The organism is Nordella sp. HKS 07 (genome assembly GCF_011046735.1).
GTDB lineage: Bacteria > Pseudomonadota > Alphaproteobacteria > Rhizobiales > Aestuariivirgaceae > Taklimakanibacter.
On record NZ_CP049258.1, the window covers coordinates 6,619,898 to 6,637,552 of the forward strand.

At 57.2% G+C, this 17,655-nt stretch carries 17 protein-coding genes and 4 pseudogenes; 13 read left to right on the forward strand and 8 right to left on the reverse strand.

Going from position 1 to position 17,655, the window contains the following annotated elements; translation table 11 throughout:
• Positions 1 to 278 precede the first annotated feature (278 nt).
• Positions 279 to 581: an SOS response-associated peptidase family protein gene (locus tag G5V57_RS31350; RefSeq protein WP_165172771.1), complete on the forward strand. Its 303-nt coding sequence runs from the start codon at positions 279 to 281 to the stop codon at positions 579 to 581.
• Between the two features lie 668 nt (positions 582 to 1,249).
• Here the strand turns inward: G5V57_RS31350 and G5V57_RS31355 are convergent.
• Positions 1,250 to 1,480, reverse strand: a complete 231-nt coding sequence (locus G5V57_RS31355; RefSeq protein ID WP_165165512.1) for a hypothetical protein — start codon at positions 1,478 to 1,480, stop codon at positions 1,250 to 1,252.
• A gap of 318 nt (positions 1,481 to 1,798) precedes the next feature.
• Here G5V57_RS31355 and G5V57_RS31360 point away from each other — a divergent pair, with 318 nt between their 5' ends.
• Both G5V57_RS31360 and G5V57_RS31365 read left to right on the forward strand, forming a co-directional pair.
• On the forward strand, positions 1,799 to 2,005 hold the full coding sequence (locus G5V57_RS31360; protein ID WP_165172773.1) for a hypothetical protein: 207 nt from the start codon (positions 1,799 to 1,801) through the stop codon (positions 2,003 to 2,005).
• Positions 2,005 to 2,583 carry a DUF5681 domain-containing protein gene (locus tag G5V57_RS31365; RefSeq protein ID WP_165172775.1) on the forward strand — a complete coding sequence of 193 codons (579 nt, stop codon included), beginning with the start codon at positions 2,005 to 2,007 and terminating at the stop codon, positions 2,581 to 2,583. The genes G5V57_RS31360 and G5V57_RS31365 overlap by 1 nt, the downstream gene beginning before the upstream one ends.
• Before the next feature lie 57 nt (positions 2,584 to 2,640).
• On the opposite strand, the gene G5V57_RS31370 is transcribed toward G5V57_RS31365, so the two are convergent.
• From G5V57_RS31370 to G5V57_RS31380, 3 genes and pseudogenes are all read right to left on the reverse strand, one after another.
• On the reverse strand, positions 2,641 to 2,793 hold the full coding sequence (locus G5V57_RS31370; RefSeq protein ID WP_165172777.1) for a hypothetical protein: 153 nt from the start codon (positions 2,791 to 2,793) through the stop codon (positions 2,641 to 2,643).
• Positions 2,794 to 2,841: 48 nt separating this feature from the next.
• Positions 2,842 to 4,353 carry an O-antigen ligase gene (locus G5V57_RS31375; protein ID WP_165172779.1) on the reverse strand — a complete coding sequence of 504 codons (1,512 nt, stop codon included), beginning with the start codon at positions 4,351 to 4,353 and terminating at the stop codon, positions 2,842 to 2,844.
• A 334-nt stretch (positions 4,354 to 4,687) separates the two neighbouring features.
• Positions 4,688 to 5,083, reverse strand: a pseudogene (locus tag G5V57_RS31380) (IS5/IS1182 family transposase); the annotation flags it as partial.
• Between the two features lie 305 nt (positions 5,084 to 5,388).
• On the opposite strand from G5V57_RS31380, the gene G5V57_RS31385 reads away from it, so the two are divergent.
• Positions 5,389 to 6,276: a DUF6492 family protein gene (locus G5V57_RS31385; RefSeq protein WP_165172781.1), complete on the forward strand. Its 888-nt coding sequence runs from the start codon at positions 5,389 to 5,391 to the stop codon at positions 6,274 to 6,276.
• A 181-nt stretch (positions 6,277 to 6,457) separates the two neighbouring features.
• On the opposite strand, the gene G5V57_RS31390 is transcribed toward G5V57_RS31385, so the two are convergent.
• The 3 genes and pseudogenes from G5V57_RS31390 to G5V57_RS31400 form a co-directional block, all read right to left on the reverse strand.
• On the reverse strand, positions 6,458 to 9,604 hold the full coding sequence (locus G5V57_RS31390; RefSeq protein ID WP_165172783.1) for a Calx-beta domain-containing protein: 3,147 nt from the start codon (positions 9,602 to 9,604) through the stop codon (positions 6,458 to 6,460).
• 104 nt (positions 9,605 to 9,708) lie between these two features.
• A pseudogene (gene cpsB, locus G5V57_RS31395) lies at positions 9,709 to 9,858 on the reverse strand (mannose-1-phosphate guanylyltransferase/mannose-6-phosphate isomerase); the annotation flags it as partial.
• A 66-nt stretch (positions 9,859 to 9,924) separates the two neighbouring features.
• A complete protein-coding gene (locus G5V57_RS31400) occupies positions 9,925 to 10,179 on the reverse strand; it encodes a hypothetical protein (RefSeq protein ID WP_165172785.1) in 255 nt (84 codons plus the stop codon).
• 422 nt (positions 10,180 to 10,601) lie between these two features.
• Between G5V57_RS31400 and G5V57_RS31405 the strand changes: the two are divergent.
• The 8 genes and pseudogenes from G5V57_RS31405 to G5V57_RS31440 all read left to right on the forward strand — a co-directional run bounded on the left by G5V57_RS31405 (position 10,602) and on the right by G5V57_RS31440 (position 14,172).
• Positions 10,602 to 11,262: pseudogene (locus G5V57_RS31405) on the forward strand (response regulator transcription factor).
• 40 nt (positions 11,263 to 11,302) lie between these two features.
• Positions 11,303 to 11,542 carry a hypothetical protein gene (locus tag G5V57_RS31410; protein ID WP_165172787.1) on the forward strand — a complete coding sequence of 80 codons (240 nt, stop codon included), beginning with the start codon at positions 11,303 to 11,305 and terminating at the stop codon, positions 11,540 to 11,542.
• Positions 11,530 to 12,027 carry a hypothetical protein gene (locus G5V57_RS31415; protein ID WP_165172789.1) on the forward strand — a complete coding sequence of 166 codons (498 nt, stop codon included), beginning with the start codon at positions 11,530 to 11,532 and terminating at the stop codon, positions 12,025 to 12,027. Before G5V57_RS31410 ends, G5V57_RS31415 begins: the two co-directional genes overlap by 13 nt.
• A complete protein-coding gene (locus tag G5V57_RS31420; RefSeq protein ID WP_165172791.1) occupies positions 12,024 to 12,248 on the forward strand; it encodes a hypothetical protein in 225 nt (74 codons plus the stop codon). Before G5V57_RS31415 ends, G5V57_RS31420 begins: the two co-directional genes overlap by 4 nt.
• Before the next feature lie 21 nt (positions 12,249 to 12,269).
• A complete protein-coding gene (locus G5V57_RS35475; RefSeq protein ID WP_165172792.1) occupies positions 12,270 to 12,548 on the forward strand; it encodes an HNH endonuclease in 279 nt (92 codons plus the stop codon).
• On the forward strand, positions 12,539 to 12,937 hold the full coding sequence (locus tag G5V57_RS31430) for a hypothetical protein (protein ID WP_165172793.1): 399 nt from the start codon (positions 12,539 to 12,541) through the stop codon (positions 12,935 to 12,937). The genes G5V57_RS35475 and G5V57_RS31430 overlap by 10 nt, the downstream gene beginning before the upstream one ends.
• A gap of 169 nt (positions 12,938 to 13,106) precedes the next feature.
• Positions 13,107 to 13,382: a Rap1a/Tai family immunity protein gene (locus G5V57_RS35480; RefSeq protein ID WP_165172794.1), complete on the forward strand. Its 276-nt coding sequence runs from the start codon at positions 13,107 to 13,109 to the stop codon at positions 13,380 to 13,382.
• A gap of 598 nt (positions 13,383 to 13,980) precedes the next feature.
• A complete protein-coding gene (locus tag G5V57_RS31440) occupies positions 13,981 to 14,172 on the forward strand; it encodes a hypothetical protein (RefSeq protein ID WP_165172795.1) in 192 nt (63 codons plus the stop codon).
• Positions 14,173 to 15,078: 906 nt separating this feature from the next.
• On the opposite strand, the pseudogene G5V57_RS31445 reads toward G5V57_RS31440, so the two are convergent.
• A pseudogene (locus tag G5V57_RS31445) lies at positions 15,079 to 16,035 on the reverse strand (IS5 family transposase); the annotation flags it as partial.
• Positions 16,036 to 16,904: 869 nt separating this feature from the next.
• Here G5V57_RS31445 and G5V57_RS31450 point away from each other — a divergent pair.
• Positions 16,905 to 17,612: a sugar transferase gene (locus G5V57_RS31450; protein WP_246737437.1), complete on the forward strand. Its 708-nt coding sequence runs from the start codon at positions 16,905 to 16,907 to the stop codon at positions 17,610 to 17,612.
• Positions 17,613 to 17,655: the final 43 nt, after the last annotated feature.

Sequence of the window (17,655 nt, forward strand, 5' to 3'; positions counted from 1 at the left end):
TTGTCTGATAATTATATTGTCTGATGATTGATCGCATCAATAAGTCACAGGTACTAGGCTGCATACTCACAATGGGTAGGCAAATGGCATTTGGCATCCTGCAAAATAACCTTTGCTGTCGTGCTGGGCACCCTTGCGGAGATTAGTGTGAGGGTGCGTCCCTCTTGAGGTCACGCTCGGGGGGCAAGCAGATAATAGGAAAAACCTAATAGCTAGTGCCCTTCACCAGTTTTTCCAAATATGCCCCGGAGCCCGATCCGATCCCGAAGAAAAAGGACATGGTGTGGGTTGCGAAGAACGACAATCGGCCGCCCATGGCTTTCGCCGGCATCTGGCGGCCGTGGACCGGCACGCGAGGCACAAAGAAAGCGCCGATCGAGGGAGAGCACCTGCTCTATTCGTTTCTGATGACAGAGGTCGTCGAGCCGATCCACCCCAAGGCAGTTCCAGTGATTTTGGCGGATGAACAGTCCTGGTACATCTGGCTGAATGGATCAGTCGAAGAAACGCTCGAGCTCCAGCGGCCGGCGCCGGCGGACATGATCAAGATCGTGGCGCACGGGACTAGCAAGGAGGATTAGCGGGAGAATCGAGTGTTCGCTTTCGCGGCGAGGACGATATGACTAGTGTTTTTCTGGGAGCAATGGAAAGCAGTATACCCTTATGTCACTAGCTGGTCGGGCTTCTTTCTCCTCCAGAACAAGCAGCCACTGCGCACAGGCGGATTGGGTGGTCTCAACCACCGTGACTTGGCAGTGCGGGGAGATTAAGTTTCCGCAAATCATGATGAGGGCGAGCATGGGTTCCATAGCATCCGATTATTCAGAGGCGCGTTTAATTATGACATTGGCGCGCGGCGAGCGATGTGCAAAATTCTAGGTTGCCGGGCCTGAATCCTGCAGCGCTCCCACCACGGGGCCCGTCGGCAAGCTTACCCCCAAACCCTAAGCACCGACTGGCTTCGCGCTCAACTCGACGCCCGGAACCATTTACAAGCACCCGCATTATGAAGATGGCCATGAAGTGCGACATGGCCATCTAGCCCGTCGGGCTACGGATTGCCTACCGGTCCGGCGGGCGCCTTAAAAGCTCCAGCGGCCGGCGCCGGCCGACATGATCAAGATCGTGACGCGGGGGACGAGCAAAGAGGATTGAGGCATGCCGTCAGACTGCTCGACAAAGCCGTGCATATCTTGCAAGACCGCTCCGCGTCTCTAACCGGGCGGACTGCTCCTTAAGTATCGAAACCTTAGCCGCCAGATCCGCCGCCGCGGTCATTGCCGCCGCCGCCGTCATTGCGGCCGCCGCCGCCATACTCCGCCTGCGCCCGCTTTGGCTGGGCCAGCAAGGCTAACGCCGGCGCAGCGTAAGCGAAGCGCGCGATCTTCTGCAGCACCGCGCGGCGTGCCACTTCGTAGCCCTCGTCGGACTCTTGCAGCGGGGTCGCGCGATTATCATCCCTACCAGAAGTAGTCATCATGCTTTCCACTTCGCTAACTTTAGGCTTGTCCAGTTTTTGATTCGCGTCAATATATCGCACGATATATGCACATCGATATAATGGTTAACGTCAGTGCACTTAGGCAGATCAAGGTTGTGGCTGGCCCACCGGTCGTCTCGATCCCGATAGTCGTGGCCTTGGTCTGAGACGATGCTGATCGCGTTACATGCGCCAGAGGTGTTTTAGAACTCGCTGAAAAGACTTTAATGAGCAACGAATATGTCTGGACAGCCTCGGGACATTCCCCGGTCGGTTGGGAGCCAAACGATATAGCAGTGTTGAAGCCGATCAGGCCTTGTGCTGCTTGGTATCGCCCGCGAGGTGCCGGAGCTGCACCCACACAACGCAGACAATCGTCCGCCGCTTCGGCTGGAAAGCTGGGCGGTCAAGGCCGCCCTCCGGCGCCGACGCGGTGCGACGGCGTTGAAAAAGAAAGATATCGAGGAGATCCGTCGCTGTACGCATGATGACGGAACACTTAAGCTGCCAGAGGGTGTGGATTGATGACCGAGCAGGATCGGGACGACCTTCCTGACGACACCACGATCGGCTATCGCAATCCCCCACGGTCGACGGGTTTTCGGAAAGGTCAGAGCGGCAATCCTCGCGGTCGGCCAAAGGGCCGTCATCGGCAAGCCCCCTATGAGGCGATTCTTGGTCAAATGGTAACCGTCCGCGAGGCCGGAGCCGAGCGGTGCGTCACCGCAGCGGAAGCTTTCCTTTTACAGATCACCAAGCGTGGGCTCGAGGGTGGCAGCGCTGCTGCCCGCGCAACCATGCGGGCGCTTGACGAAGTGAAGGACAAGCGCATTGTCGGCCAGCCTGGTAAGTTGACGGTTAAATTGCGGTTTGTCGCTCCCGGCAGCGTGAATTCGGCGCTTGAGCTCTTGCGCATGGCAAAGCTGCTTGATCGCTATCGCGATACGGCTCGCATCCTGCTCGAGCCGCGGCTTGTCGAAGCCGCCTTGGCACGACTTGGCGAGCGCCATTTACATCTGAAGAGCAACGGATTGTTCTGCGCCAAACGATTACCCCACAAGGTAAAATTGCCGCAATGGTGGACGGAACGTCCCGCGAGTTGAGCATGCGCATTTTAGTTACTCGACGAGAGCATGCCGTAATGTTCTTCAAAGTCACTGTCAAACAATTCCGATGCTCGGTACTTCAGCTGCCCACCGACCTGTGTGACTGGATCGATTGCGCTGAAGAGGATCCAACGTCAGCGACGCGCCTGCAGGATGTTCTTTCAGGATCGAAATGATCCGTTCGTCGGTGAACCTGCTCTTCTTCATCGTCCGCCTCCTTTCCAGAGAACAGACTAACCTCAAACCAGGGACATTTCAGGGGAGCAGGTCAGCTACTTTCCCCTTCGGATTGAGTACTGGCAGTTCCTTTCTCGATATCTGCAGTTTGGTCTCGGACAAGATTCGCCGAGTGAACGCATTTCTATGCGGTGAGGGTCGCTGATGGCTGCTCGGAATTCTCTTGATGGTATCAGTCTTCAGTTCAATTCCAGTATTAGCCTTCCGTTCAAGCATCCACGCGCCACTCCCCATCAGGAATAGAAAGAGGCAATGCGCAGCCCCCCAATAATGAACTGTCCAGCCGGTAAGAAAGAAGGCCATTAACGTCGCGATGAACCCCATTCGATAGGCGCAGAGTCGAGAATCGAGTGCTTTTGCCGAGCAAGCTGCCCAGATGGCAAAAGCAACTGCGAGCAATAATAGGCCGGCAGCCGGCAAGCCGTGGTGGACCGCGTAGTAGAGCCATATATTATCTATGCTCGGAGGCATCCAGTCAGGACGCTCCCACCTTTCCAACCCAACGCCAAAGAATGGGTGGTTCAAGACCGACGCCCATCCATATGACCATATCAGCCTGCGAAACCAATATGAGAGGGGATCGAATGTGAAGGTCGCGATCATAATTTCGAGCAACGATCTCTTAGCTAGAATTTCGGTTGCTATTGTTGCCAGTGCCAATAGGCTGAGAAATATTTGCCACCTGCTCTTGAGAAACTTCAACGCGCTGTCCCACGCTATTATAAATACTTGAGCGGCCAGCGCCTGGATCGGTCCGCCAGACAATGACATCATTGCTAAAGTCCCAACTATCGCAGTTCTAGTGAACCTTCGCGCGATGTTGTCTCCATGACCAAGAACCAAATGGACCAGGGCAAGCGTGCTTCCGGTGAAGATTCCAAACAGAATCGGATGGTCAAAGACGGATTGCACTCTGCTCAAACCCAATCGGGCGGCCATGGGAGGATAGTTGAATGTAGGCAAGATCGCGGAAAACATGTCGTGCAGAATGTTGTAGCCCAAGACAAACTCAATCAGCGAGAACGGGAAAAGGAATAAATTAGTCAAAAACAACGCTCGAACCGTATTGTAGAAATCGTCTGGCCCGCGAATGTAACACCGCGCCAACAGGTAGCTGCCGAACGTTTCAATGAACATTATTCCTGATGGCTCGATGGAACTCGAAAGGCCATTGACCATGATGAGGCTGAGAAAAACCCATACACAAAAAGACAACACTACAATGTCGGTTAACCTAATTCGTCCCACCTTTCCTGTTAGCCACATGAAGAGGCATGGCAAGACCATCACCACCAGGACGATCCGGTATGCCGATAGCCGTAGCGGTCCGATAGGCAGGATCCAGGGAACCACCAATGTTACAAGAAACAATAAGACAGGCCACGGAAGTCCCTTTTTCTCTCCGGGCAGTTCGTCGTTGTCTGGCGGTCGCACAGGGGTCGAATAGTTGGACTCTCGCGTGAACGGAATCGGTTCACGTTTTCTCAAAAGCGAGTTGTCTTTTCGAACTCTTAGACGCTCCGCCTCCATTGGACGTCCTTAGTCTTCCAATACGCATTGCGTGACTGTGTACCGACGCGGCCGACCATCGTGTAGGCGAGTATGCCCTTATGAGGTAGACTAGTCTTGCCAGCAGTTACTTGGGAAGTTGATCTGACTTACCTTTTTCGCGTGAACCCAACAAATAAGTAGTATGAACAGCGCGAGAACATAGGATTTGGTCTTCTTGACTTTGCACTTTCTCGTTGATCTACTTACTTACATCTCGGCAGACTTCGATGTGACATCGCGTTGACTTCAGTTGTGAGGTCCAAGAAATCTAGAGACCCGCTCTAGAACGTGCGTAACATACATCACCAGCGTTCTGGTTCTGCCGCTGCTCGATAATCCGGTTGGCCAGGTGAAGCCGCCTGCAGAAGATGTTCTGGAGCTCGTCTTCGCCAGCAATCTGCCGGCTAATGTCGCGAATGGTGCGCCCCAGATAGGTCTTGAGCGTGCGCAGTGCCTTGCCGGCCCGCTTGAACTGCTTGGCGTGGGCGTAGCGCTGATGCTTGATCAGCGCCAGCTTGCCCACCCTCGTGTAGCTTTGGCGCAGCTCGAGACCCACCTTCCGGGCCAGCCGCACCAACCTCTCGCGCGCCCGCTGAAGGAACTTGGCATCGGTTGGGAACGTCACGTTCTTCGGCTCGACCGTCGTGTCGACGATCACCCGGCGCGTATCCTGGGGCGCCAAGCCGCCAGTTCCCTGCAAAATCGAAATCCACAGCCTCAATGATCAATCAAATCAATCAATAAGTTGGAGATAATTCACAGGGGACGAATTATGTGTACATCGGGAAATCTGGTCGCAGTGAACTTCATATTCTTCCGCTACATCTGACAATTCTCAAAATTGAATTCAGCGCGGTTAAAGATATTATGCCAGATAAAATGGGACGGCGACCAGATGCGTTTCAGCGATGTTCTTACTCCTTTTTTGCTCGCGAACTGACCGTTTGACCTTCCTATGCCGTCTCCAACTCGAGTAGAGTATTATTCCCTGAACAAGTTTCTGGGGGGAAGCCCGTGTCGCAAGTGACCATTCTGACTCCCAGTTTCGCGCCAGACTTTGACCTGTGCGCCAATCTCAACCGATCAATCTTGGATTTCTTCCCCAGCACGGTTGAACATCACATCGTGGTTCGTCCGAGTGATATTCAGATCTTTCGAGCGCTCTCCAACCAGCGCACGCATATTCGCTGCAGAGCCGAATGTTTGCCAGCATCATTTGTGCGTATGCCATTCGGTAACTACACTGTCAATTTGACACGCCCATTCCCGCCAATACGGGGATGGATTATGCAGCAACTGATCAAACTTGCAGTAGCAACAGAGTCGAAGGATGACGTCATCATTCTTGCAGATTCCGACGTCGAGTTCCTGCGCCCCACAGGGGTCGAGGCGTTCGTGCGCGACGGCACCGTTCGTTTCTATCGTCTTCCGGAAGCGATCGACGCGCGGCTTCCGCGCCATGGAACGTGGCATAGAGTAGCCCGCGATCTATTGGGGTTGGATCAGAAACCACTGCCGTTTGCCGACTATATATCCTCTCTGGTTGCCTGGAACCCGGCAATTGTCAGACAGATGCTTGATCGAGTGTCGTCGATCACGGGGAGCCATTGGGCGAGTGCCATAGCGCGACAGCTGCATTTTTCCGAGTCGACACTATATGGAGTGTATGTGGATGAACTGGCGGGCGACGTAGCCAAGCGCTTTGTCTCGAGCGAGACACTGTGTTTGTCCTATTGGGATGACACCCCACTATCAGGCGCTGGCATCGCTGCATTTGCACGCGCGGTCAGGCCAGACGACGTCGCCGCAATGATTTCAGCAAAATCTCGAACGCCCTTGGACGTCCGCCGGAATGCGTTTGCCGCTTGTCGTAAAGGCGTCGGCTCCCTCCTCACCGGCTGACGTTCAATGCATCAGTCGACCGTCGGAAGAATGCTCTAACTACTTCGCAGCATCAGGCTACGGGCCCAATTGACCGCCCGATGCACTAGCCGCAACTCTCGGAAAGGCGTGCATATCCGGTAAAGCCAAAACATGCACAAAGGCGGCAACCCTTGAACCGCATGTTCTTTTCCACCTTCAACTAGAAAAAGAAATCTCCTCCTGCGATAGGGCCGGTGTAGTTCTGCAACAGGATCTCGAAGTCGGCGATTAGGCCGGAATTCACGTTGCCCTGGATCAAGGTGGAGTCCAGTACGCTGTCCCCGTCGGTATCGATCTGGACATGGCGTATTTGCCCGGCGCCGGTGAAGGCTCCTGTCCCGCCACCAGCGGTCAGAGTGAAGTCCTGATTGCCAGTAACTGCGGTATTCGCATCGATCGCGTTGAAATTCAGGTCATCCGCTCCACTGACAAAGTCAAGAATGACGTCGCGCGAAGCTGCCCCGACCCCCGAGTCGCCGATAGCGTTGAAGTCGAAAACATCGTTGCCGAGACCGCCAAACAGAATGTCGGCTCCGCCGTCGCCGTCGAGCGTGTCGTTGCCGCCGAAGCCGAGCAGCAGATCAGCGCCAGTTCCTCCGGTGTGGGTACTGCCACTGTTGTTTCCGATCTGCAAATTCAGCCCCTGAGCGCCGAATTGCACCATCTCAATGCCGGTCAGTGTATCCGCCCCATCCGGGCTGCGGGAGCGGTTGTCGGTAACGACTAGGTTCCCGGCTCCATTCAACGAGAAGCGGTAGTTCGCAATCGGACCTGAGAAGGCAGCGGTGTCATTGCCGTTGCCACCGTTCAGCGCGTCTTTGCCGGCACCGCCAATGAGCACGTCGTCGCCGTCGCCTGAGTTCAGAGTGTCGTTGCCGCGGAAGCCGAGCATCAGATCGGCGCCCGAATTGAACGTCATAGTGGACCCGGTATTGGTTCCAGCTCTCAAGGCGAGAGTCTGGCCGTTGAACTGGACCTGCTCAATGCTGTTCAGCGTGTCAGCCCCATCCGGGCTGCCGGCCCTCGTGTCGATAACGATGACATTCCCACTTCCATTCAGCGAGAAGCTGTAATTCGCAAAACCCCCGGCAAAGGCCGCCGTGTCGGTCCCGCCGCCACCATTCACGGCGTCGTTGCCACCCCCGCCGATCAGCACGTTGGCGTTGCCGTCACCCGTCAGCGTATCGGCGAATCCGCTGCCCGTGAGATTTTCCATGCTGACGAGAGTGTCGAGGCCGGCGCCGATGGTGTTCTGCTGCCCGGCTAGAGCCAGGGATACCGTAACCCCGCCACTTGCACTGGCGTAGCTCGCCGTGTCCGAGTCGCCGACACCGCCGTTCAGCAGGTCATCGCCGGCGCCGCCGTCGAGCATATCGTTCTCATCCTGACCGAACAGCGTGTCATTGCCGGCGCTGCCGGCCAGTGTGTCATTACCATCGTCGCCATAGACAATGTCGTCATTGGCGGTGGCGAAAGCAGCGAGGTTCGTGCTGGTATCCCCGTTCGTTCTGATATTGAAAGTCTCGTCTCGGAAGGCGCCCGACGAATCCGTCGACCTCACAATGAGCGTATAGGTCGTGTTCGTGGCCATCGCTGAGCCCGTGCGCGTAACGACACCCGCCGCGGTCACCGCAAAACCCACGCTGCTTCCTTGCTGCAGCGAGTATGTCCAGGATGAGCTGTCGGGGTCTGCCGTAGCCAGATTGGCAATCACGGCCCCCGCGGCCGGTAGCGCCGAGATGCCCGGTGCAACGCCATTCCACCGAATGTCGGTCGGCGCGTCGTTCGGGGTTGACGTGCTATCATCATTGGTGATGGTGCCGACACCTTGATTGTCACTGATGGTCGCGCCGTTGGTTGCATTAGTCAGACCGACGTTGAAGGTTTCGTCCCCCTCCACCTTGGTGTCGCCGTTGATCGTGACTGAAATCGTCTGCGTGTTCTGGTTGGCCCCGAAATGCAGTACGTTGGAGGCCGCGACATAGTCGCCGTCAGCAACAGTGGCGCTTCCGTTGGAGGTAGCGTAGTTCACATCGAATGCCGCCGTGCCGCCGCTGCGGGTGACCGTGAAGGTCGCCACCTTCGTCCCGCTGTTGCCCTCGCTTATCGTGACGTCGTTGATCGAAATTGAGCCCGCAAGCACTCCCCCGACGGACGTGCTAATCTGATAAATGTGGATCGCGTTGCCGTCGGCAAAGTTGTCGGAGAACTGCCCGTTCGTAATAGCTATAGTGCGGTTTTCTCCGATAACCACGGCAGTGCCGCTGGTAACGCCAGCTAGCGTGAAGGTGTCCGTACCCGTATCGGCACCATTGACCGTGCTGCCAGCAAATACATAATGCTCGCCACCGTAGTATTTTGCCATTGCCCGCACGGATGAGTTGACCGTGACAAAACCGTCATCGAACGGCGAGTTCAGAACGGGCGCCAACTGCTTGATCAACGCATCGGTTTGCGTAACGGCGGCAAGTTGCGCGGCATAGTACGGATCGCGCAGGACATTTTGGGTTTGCTCCGGGCCGCCGAAGCTGTGGTTGAAATAGATGATGCCGCGCGCCCCGGCGATGATCTCGTGCCACACCGCTGCCTTGATTTCGCCCGGCAGGATTTGCCGGGCCCCCTGCGCCGCCGTCTCGGTCCACGGCCAACCCACCTCCACGAAACCCCAGACAGGATGAATCACGCCGTCGGTAGCATCCAATTCGCGCAAGCGGTCGATGGTATAGCCGTAGTTTGCCGCAAGCTGGGTCTGCGCGACCGTTAGCGACTGACCGTTATTGAGCAAACTTCCGCCTTCTGATCCAGCGTCAATATTCGGATCGGTAAACCAGTAGGCGTCCGCTGACACGACATCTACGCTGTTGACGAACCGTGCGGCTTCGGCATCCGTTTCCCAGAATAGGACGCCCTTGCCGAAGTTGTTGTAAGTGAAGCGTCCGTCGTTCGGCAGCGAGGCAATGATGTTATCCAGCATCGTGTAGCCCTGCCCCGGCCCCAGCTGCATGTCGATCTCATCGTACAGCAGCCAGCCGGCGGTTGCAGGACTGTTGATGACGGTCTGATTCGTTCCCAATTCGTCCTGCTGGGCAATGACATACATGCCGTTGCTCTGAACCAGCGAAAAATTGCTGTTAGCGGTAATGCCAGTGTAGAGGTTGAGCCCCGCGGCCTTATCGAGAGCTACGTCGTTCTGAGTCTGGACGCCCTCAAGCCACGCACTGATCGGGAAAAAGCTCGGATCGGTCGGAAGCGAGTTGGAGAATTGAGCAAAATAATTCGGCCCGCCGTCAATCTCACGAAGCGCCATGGTACCCTCCAGATTTTCCAATCTTAAGTGGTTCCTCTGTCGCCGACCGGACGGTAACCCTAAAAGATCAGGCTCACAAGCACTCATTTGTTCCCATCCGTCTCGATCACGACCCAATGTTCGGAACGGTGGAAGTGCTTCTGCAGTGGAAGCTTGCTACCCTGCTTCACCACGATTCGCTTGACTCGGTAGCGTTCGGAAATGTCCACGTCCTGGTAATGGCCCCATGGACGGTAGATGCGGCAATGCTCGACTGTGGCGCGATAATGGTTGGCCTAAAGGGCTCGATGCCATTCTGTGCCATGGCATTGGTAAGCCAATCACCAAAGCGCGGGATCGTAGCTTTGGCCGCTGCGCATTGACGCTTCGTCCTTGAGCGTCTTAAGCATTTCGATGACTCTCTTCTTTTGCATATCGGGCAGGTTATCGGCCGCCTCAATCGCCAGCGGAAGCCACGCCTTGCGAAATAGCGAACGAAGCCTCCCGCGGTCGAAGCCGAGCTTCTCCGCGAGATACCGGCACGTTTGCCAGTCCGCAGAGACAGCCGCAGGATCTACCGCATACCCGTAGAACATCAGAAGAGTTCCTCTTCGAAGAAGCCGTTGGGCCATCGATCGCGAAACTCCCCATATAGTAACTAAGAGGCGTTGTTTGCGTTTGCTTTGCAAATAACCTTTCGAGCTGCCTGTGACCAATGTTTTTGGACAGAGCGACATCGGCAATGGGCAAGGGATCTTCGATATGAGATTCCATAATTGGATCGCAGGCGAAGCTTGCTCGGAAGGTGTGCCAGAACCTCGATCCGGTCACCGCGCTGCTGTTCGCTGGCATCACGAATGCGGTCATGCTGATACTGTGTCGCCGCACGCATCGCCATTTTGCGACCATGCCGCGGGGCAATGAGATTGAGCATAATATCCATCGTAGCCGTCCCGCAGGAGCAGGTGAGGCGGTCGCGGTCGATCTCGAACAGCGTGTTCGTGCATTCGATGTGCGCATGCGCATTCTACCTATCGAGGACGACAAGAAGACCGCCCGCCTACGTCGCGAAGGGCTTTGTAGGGGCAGGCCATGTGTGCGATGTTATCGTCAGCGGCAAGCACGCCTTGGTGCAGGCAACTCACGAGGATTACGACGTTTTCGTCGTCGACCGCATGCTGACGGACTTGGACGGATTATCGCTCGTCAAGGCGGTGCGTGCCGCGGGTGTGAAGGTTCCGGTACTCGTTCTGACGGCGATTGGGGGGTTGACGATCGGGGGGACGGGCTCGAAGGAGGCGGAGATGATTAGTTGGTGAAGCCATTCGCCTTCACCGAGCTGCTGGCACGCGCTAACGCGCTCGGCAGGCGCCCACCGTTGCAAGAACAGAAAACGATACTCAAGACTGCCGACCTGGAATTTGACATCGTTAAGCGTACCGTGACCCGTGGCGGAGTGCCCATCGACCTGCAGCCGCGCGAGTTTTCGCTACTGGAACTGCTGATGCGGAATGAGGGCCGTGTGCTTACGCGGACCATGCTTCTTGAGCGCGTCTGGGACTTCCATTTCGATCCTAAGACAAGCGTCGTCGAGACGCATATCAGCCGGTTGCGGTGAAAGATCGACAGGCCATTCTCCGTTCCACTCCTGCGGCTACAGCCTGCATGCGCCGCGCTGATTTATGGGGCAGCACACCGTGACGCCGCGTGGGAGGACGCGTGATGCCCTTCACCTGTGAAGGCCATAAGGCCCTCGACCTCCTGCACAAGCCGGATCCTGACTGGCGCGCCAAAGCCGACGCACTTCGCGCGGCTGATGAAGCGACCCTGCAAGCCTTCCGTGCGGCGTTGTGTGAGGGGGCGTCCTACGCCGAAGCTTATGACAAGGGAACGGCGGTGTTCCGCGCAGCCCTTCCGAAATCAACCATTCAACAGGGAGAGACCTCATGTCCGAAGTGAGTATGCTGCAGCCGATCGACGCCGCGCCCCGCGCTGTCGCGGCCGCCACCGTCCTGGCGCCCATGGCGATGATAAGCCGCGCCATCGAGCGCGGCGCCGGCATCGAGACGCTCGAGCGCCTGATGGCGCTGCAGGAGCGCTGGGAGGCGTCCGAGGCGAGGCGCGAATACAACGAGGCCATCGCCCGCGCCAAGTCCGAGATCAAGCCGATCGTGAAGGGCCGTATGGCGGCGTTCGACAGCCGGCGCACCGGCGATCGCACCGCATATGCCTATGAGGATCTGGCGGAAGTCGCCGAGGTCATCGACCTCATCCTGAACAAAAACGGGCTGTCCTACGGCTTCAAGTCGAAGGTCGACAGCACCGCCTTAACCGCGATGGATGCGGCGACGTTCAAGCTCTACTTCGAGCGGGCGCAGCAGGCCCTGGCCGAGCAGTTCGGCTTCGACCCGCTGGGCTTCATGAAGGAAAGGAAGGCAGCTTGACGACGAGGGAACAATTGATCGGACTGCGCCAGCGCTTCGAGGAGCTGGCCACCCGTTACAACGATCTGCGCCTTGTGGACTCGTCCGGCTACACCGTCGAGCAGCGGGTCGATCTGGACATCGCCTACAACTCGGTGATCCGCGATCTTGAGGCTGCCGAGGACAAATACGAAGAGTCGCTCGCCGCCTACAAGAGACCAGGCCCCAGGCTGGTCAAGTGAGGCGAGAGTTTTTCGCTATCGGTGAAGAAGGCCGCGAAGGCGCGCGCAGGCGACAACTGCGAGCAGTGCGGCCTTCCCTTCGCCGGGCGGCGTCCTGAATACGATCACATTCTGCCGGACGGGCTCGGCGGCGAACCCACTCTCGAGAATTGCGCCGTGCTGTGTCCATCCTGCTACAGGATTAAGACCCACACCGAGGACCGGCTCCGCATGCAGAAGGCCGACAATATCGCGAAGAAGAACGACGGATTGAAACGCAAATTCCCCTGGCCCAAACAAAGGAGAGCAGGATGCCGATGACCCAAAATGAATGCGCGGATTCGAGAGGCGCTGAAGCCGTTCGGGGCTTTCTCCGAGTTCTTGGACAAGACGGGCGCCAGCTCAATGCTCGATATCGAAAGATATATTGCCGCGTAGGTTTTTTGCTGGTCGAATGTCGCCACCAGTATGAGAGAACGATGGCAATGCGCGTTCAACAATCTGGCGATGGTCCGCTCGTGATGCCTGCTGTTGTAGGCTATTTAGGCTTGGCGCTTTCATCGGGCGGACGACCAACGCAAATCCGTTTTGTCTTAGAGGATGGATCAGAACTCCATCTGCCGATACGGGAGGTTGCTTACAGCAAACTCCTCGCTCAGTTCGCAATGCTATATGCCGAAATAGGGACCTTCGGCGGTAGAAAAAATTGAGGGCCACGGACTCTCTGTGCGTTTGCGCCAAAAGGCTATGCGTTTGCGTCGATGCTCCTTCGGTGGAACTCTGTCGCACGGGGGCATCTCAATGTCGTGGGTTAGGACAGTCGCCGCTTTTGGGGTGCCCGTGTGTCTGACGCTGGCACCAGCCGCTGCAGCGAAGAGCATGTGGAATGGCGACAAGCTTTATACCGAGTGCAGTCGGTCAAGCCCTCGCTGTGCGTCCTATCTTGCCGCAGTTGTTGATACAGCAAATGAGGCTTCGATGATTGCCACGCAAAAAATGGCGATCTGCCTCCCTCCAAAAGCTAAGGTGGAGAAGCTCCGAAAAGTTGTCTTGAAGGAGTTGAGGGTACAACCAGAAGCAAGCTCAGCTGCTTCCGTTGCTTTGAGGGCTCTCAAGAGAAAGTGGCCGTGCCCCGCCCACCTCGGGACGGACTGATAGGGGGCACGGATAGTCGCGCGGCGCTCGTCCCCTGTTGAGAAGCAGCAAGAGGTCGCGTCCCGCGGCACTCACTGGCTTCACTGTCGGTTCCTTCCTCCCCCTGTGCGCTTCTGGACGGGCTTAGGCTAGCTTGGCGAGTCCGAGGACGGCCAGGGCTGGCTCGCGAACCTGAAGATAAAGGACATCTTCATGTTCACCCTGTGTCTTCTCATCGTCATAGGCGCTATTTTTGCGGCCTTCTGAAAAGACGCCGAGCCGGGGTCCGAGGGGTGCTAGCGGCGTACCGCGTTGCGGTGATGATCTGGCGGGCGCGCCGGGCGCTAGAGTGAAACGGGTTGAGCTGCTCGCGGAACTCGCGGTCGCCCTGCGCGATCGCGCCTCCCAGCTTTGGAAGCAAGCGCAGGAGGATGCGACATACCACTGATGGTAGGCAGGGAATGTGACGAGGCGCTGGCCGGAATAGTTGATGCTGTTTGCTAGTTTCGAGGCGCTCTCGATATCGGACGATATATTGCCCTATAGTTAGTTTGGTGGTCGAATGCCGCTGTCACGCCGCAGAGCGGACGCACTAGCTTGAGGTGCTGGAGCTGCGAAAATGACCATCTACGCCACCGGCCTAGCCTACAAGGTTGACACCATCCGCGAGCACGAAGGCAACACAATAGTTTGCCTTTCGCTCTGGAGAGGCACCCAGTGCCTCGCGGAGGTAGAATTCCACAGCCTTGACGCCGCTGACACTTGGATGGCTGTGAACTACCCCCACGCCAATCGGAGAACCGCGAAATGACCCATAAAGCTTTCGCCCGCCCGAGCCAGGATGAATACAACGAGCTCCTGGCCGGTCGCATCAAGGCGGATGCCAATACTCCGATAGGTTCGACGCGGAGCGGTCGCCAGAAACGCGAAACGCCCGCGAGGGGGTGTAGAGCATAGAGGGCTCCTGAAAACAGTTCTGGCGGGCGCGCCGGGCGGAATTATCACACCCCATTGTTCACTTAACCGGCCTCGTCAGGCTAGGCGCATAGTCAACCTTTGCTGTCCCCGGGTGTAAGCTCGTCGAGGGTGGGCAATATCGGTCCGCAATTGGCGGCGTGACGGTGAGGGTGCGGGCCGTCGGGTGCTAAATAACCCCGCCAAGGCTAGGGCGGCCAGGGCGGGGTTGTCGGCCCCTCCGGGGGCATGGCGAGGCAGACACCATCACCCTAGCGGGAATCCGCACGCAGCATAAAGTGCGCGCAATTTGATTGTTTAAGAAGATCACAACGCCAGCTCGCACTAATGAAAAAGCCCCGCCCGGCGGAGTGGGGCTTCCCTCGCAGGGGGAGAGTAGTCCGCCTTGCGTCGCCTTGCGAGGCGGACGGCTCAGCGTACTCTCGAATCGCGGCGGACGAATATGCGACCTTGGTGGATGGAAAACCCCGCCTTAGCGTGAGGGCCAAGGGCGGGGTCAGGTTCGGGTGTCGGCCCCTCTGGGGGGTTTGGCGGGGCGGACACCACCAGCCTAGCGGGAGTCCGTAGGCGGCGTAAACAGATCACAACGCTGTGGGACCAATTCGCCAATGACAAAGCCCCGCCCGGGTCGGTATCTTATCGACGGGGCTTCCCTCCCAGGACCTGTGGGAGATGTCCGCTGCCGAGCGGACAGCTTAGCTTACTCCGATTGCGAGATAGTCGACCGTTAACAACCTGCTTTTTAGGTTGGGAGCGGCCTGTTTGTGCCGATAAGCAAGATCACGAACAGGCGCACAATCATCCTCAGCCAGTTGAGCAGGAGGCTGAAGTTGTAGCCGGCGGCGGCGAGGATGGCGCTGATGGCGTCGCCTCGTGTTCCGGCGAGATAGTTACGGCCCATGCGATGTTCGTTCTTGATGTGGCCGATGACCGGTTCGACGGCGGCACGCCGCTTCATCTCGCGCTTGATTGAGGGCGTCATCCGGCGCTTCTGGCCTGACGTGAAGACTCTGAACCTGTGGGAGAGCGGCGCATTGTGGCCCCGGTATCCGGCATCGGCGAGAAGGCGCTCGATGCCATTGCCGATGCTCTTCTCCATTTCAGGAATGATCTCGGCCAGGGTGTGGCCGTCATAGGGATTGCCGGGCAGCGCCTTGGCATGCAGAGCGAACTGGCCGCCCCTCGATCGCTTGAGCGTGGTGGCGACCGACACCTTGACGCCGAACTCGTAGGGCTGATGCGCCTTGCCCTTGCCGATGCATTCCACTTCAGGGGCATGCAGGCTGTAGACCTTCTTCCCGCGCTGGTTCTGCCGCTGCTCGATAACCCGGTTGGCCAGGTGAAGCGGCCTGCGGAAGATGTTCTGGAGCTCGTCCTCGCCAGCAATCTGCCGGCCAATGTCGCGAATGGTGCGCCCCAGATAGGTCTTGAGCTTGCGCAGCGCCTTGCCGGCCCGCTTGAACTGCTTGGCGTGGGCGTAGCGCTGATGCTTGATCAGCGCCAGCTTGCCCACTCTTGTATAGCTCTGGCGCAGCTCGAGGCCCACCTTCCGGGCCAGCCGCACCAACTTCTCGCGCGCCCGCTGCAGCAGCTTGGCATCGGTCGGGAACATCACGTTCTTCGGCTCGACCGTCGTGTCGACGATCACCCGGCGCGTATCCTGGGGCGCCAAGCCGCCAGTTCCCTGCAAAATCGAAATCCACAGCCTCAATGATCAATCAAATCAATCAATAAGTTGGAGATAGTTCACAGGGGACTATTTCCCTTCTTCGCAAATCCTAAGAGAACTTGTTTTCGGCCTTCCCAAATCGATTATCGCGGTTCGATGAGCTCGATGAGCGAGCGCTTTATTTCCACCAGGCCGAACGATACCTGATCAGCCACGGCGTCATTCCGCGTCCGAAGGCGAACAAGCACGCCGCATGGAATATTACATCAGGGTATTGTACCACTTTGTCAGCCGTGCCTATCTTCTTAGGCTGGTCTGCGCGGTTAGGGCTGGAGGGAGGACCCCATCTTTTTTCCTGTCCGCTTTGGATCAAATCGAGATCAGCGCCTTCCCTGTGCCCTTGCACGTCACACACCTGGTCTGCTTGTTCTCCGGCGGAAGATAGGTCTAGATCCCGGTTCCGTCACACTCGATGCAGGTGATCTCGGCGGCATGGCGATCCGTTGGATAAACCGGCGCATGCCAATAGCCGCGGCAATGACATCACCGGAGGTGTGAACCTCTCCGTCTCGACCCGCATCGCAAATCGCAATGGCGTCCCTCAGCTTCGCGACAGATTCCGAAAATCCTTCCCGATCCCTACTATCCACCACAGTTCGTCCTCCCGTCATGAGGATCGGCTCAGCCCGCGAGCAACCCTCGGACGCGCAATGTAGGGCGAGCCACCTCAGCGCCAGAGGCGGACTTTCACACCTACTTCATACATTGGGAGTCAGCCCCTCCAAACGTTCACTATTCTACTCCTTTCGGGTGAACCGTTTTCCCAAATGGCTAGGCTGCAACTTTCGGGCATTTGCCGTTCAATCTTCCAAAGGCAACTTACTGGGCGGTGCCTCATCATGGCTTCTCTCCCCACGGATACCTCACCCCCCAAGGATACCTCACTACATTTTTTTTCAGAGTTCTCATCAAGTGAGAGTGATGCAGGATCTCGGCAGATTCGACGATCCTATTTGATCCTCAAGCGCGTGATAGATATTTTTATCGTCCTTGTGAGCGCACCGATAACGCTACCGCTCGTCGCGTTGCTCGCAATTCTAATTCGATTTGACGGCGAAGAGCCCTTCTTCCACCAAGAACGCGTGGGCCGCAACGGACGGCTCTTCACGTTCTGGAAGCTGCGAACAATGGTCTCCGGCGCAGATCAGCGGCTTGAAGAAATTTTGGCAGCGAGTCCCGCCGCTCGAGACGAGTGGAATACGACCCAGAAACTTAAATCAGACCCCCGCATTACTCGCTTGGGTCGAATTCTCCGCCGCACCTCAGCTGACGAGTTGCCGCAATTATGGAACGTCCTCATTGGCGATATGAGCCTAGTGGGTCCGCGTCCCATGTTGCCTGAGCAGCAGTCAATATACCCTGGGAGCGCATATTTCGCTTTGCGCCCCGGACTTACGGGGCTTTGGCAGATCAGTGCGCGCAATGAAAGCTCATTTGTCAGCAGAGCCTATTTCGACACCAAATACGCGAGCACGATGTCGTTGATCGTTGATACATCGATCTTAATCAAGACGATCGGAGTTGTTATCCATGGAACAGGTTGGTAGGCCGATTGCTGTGGATATCCATTTGCTGTGGTTCGCGCCAGGC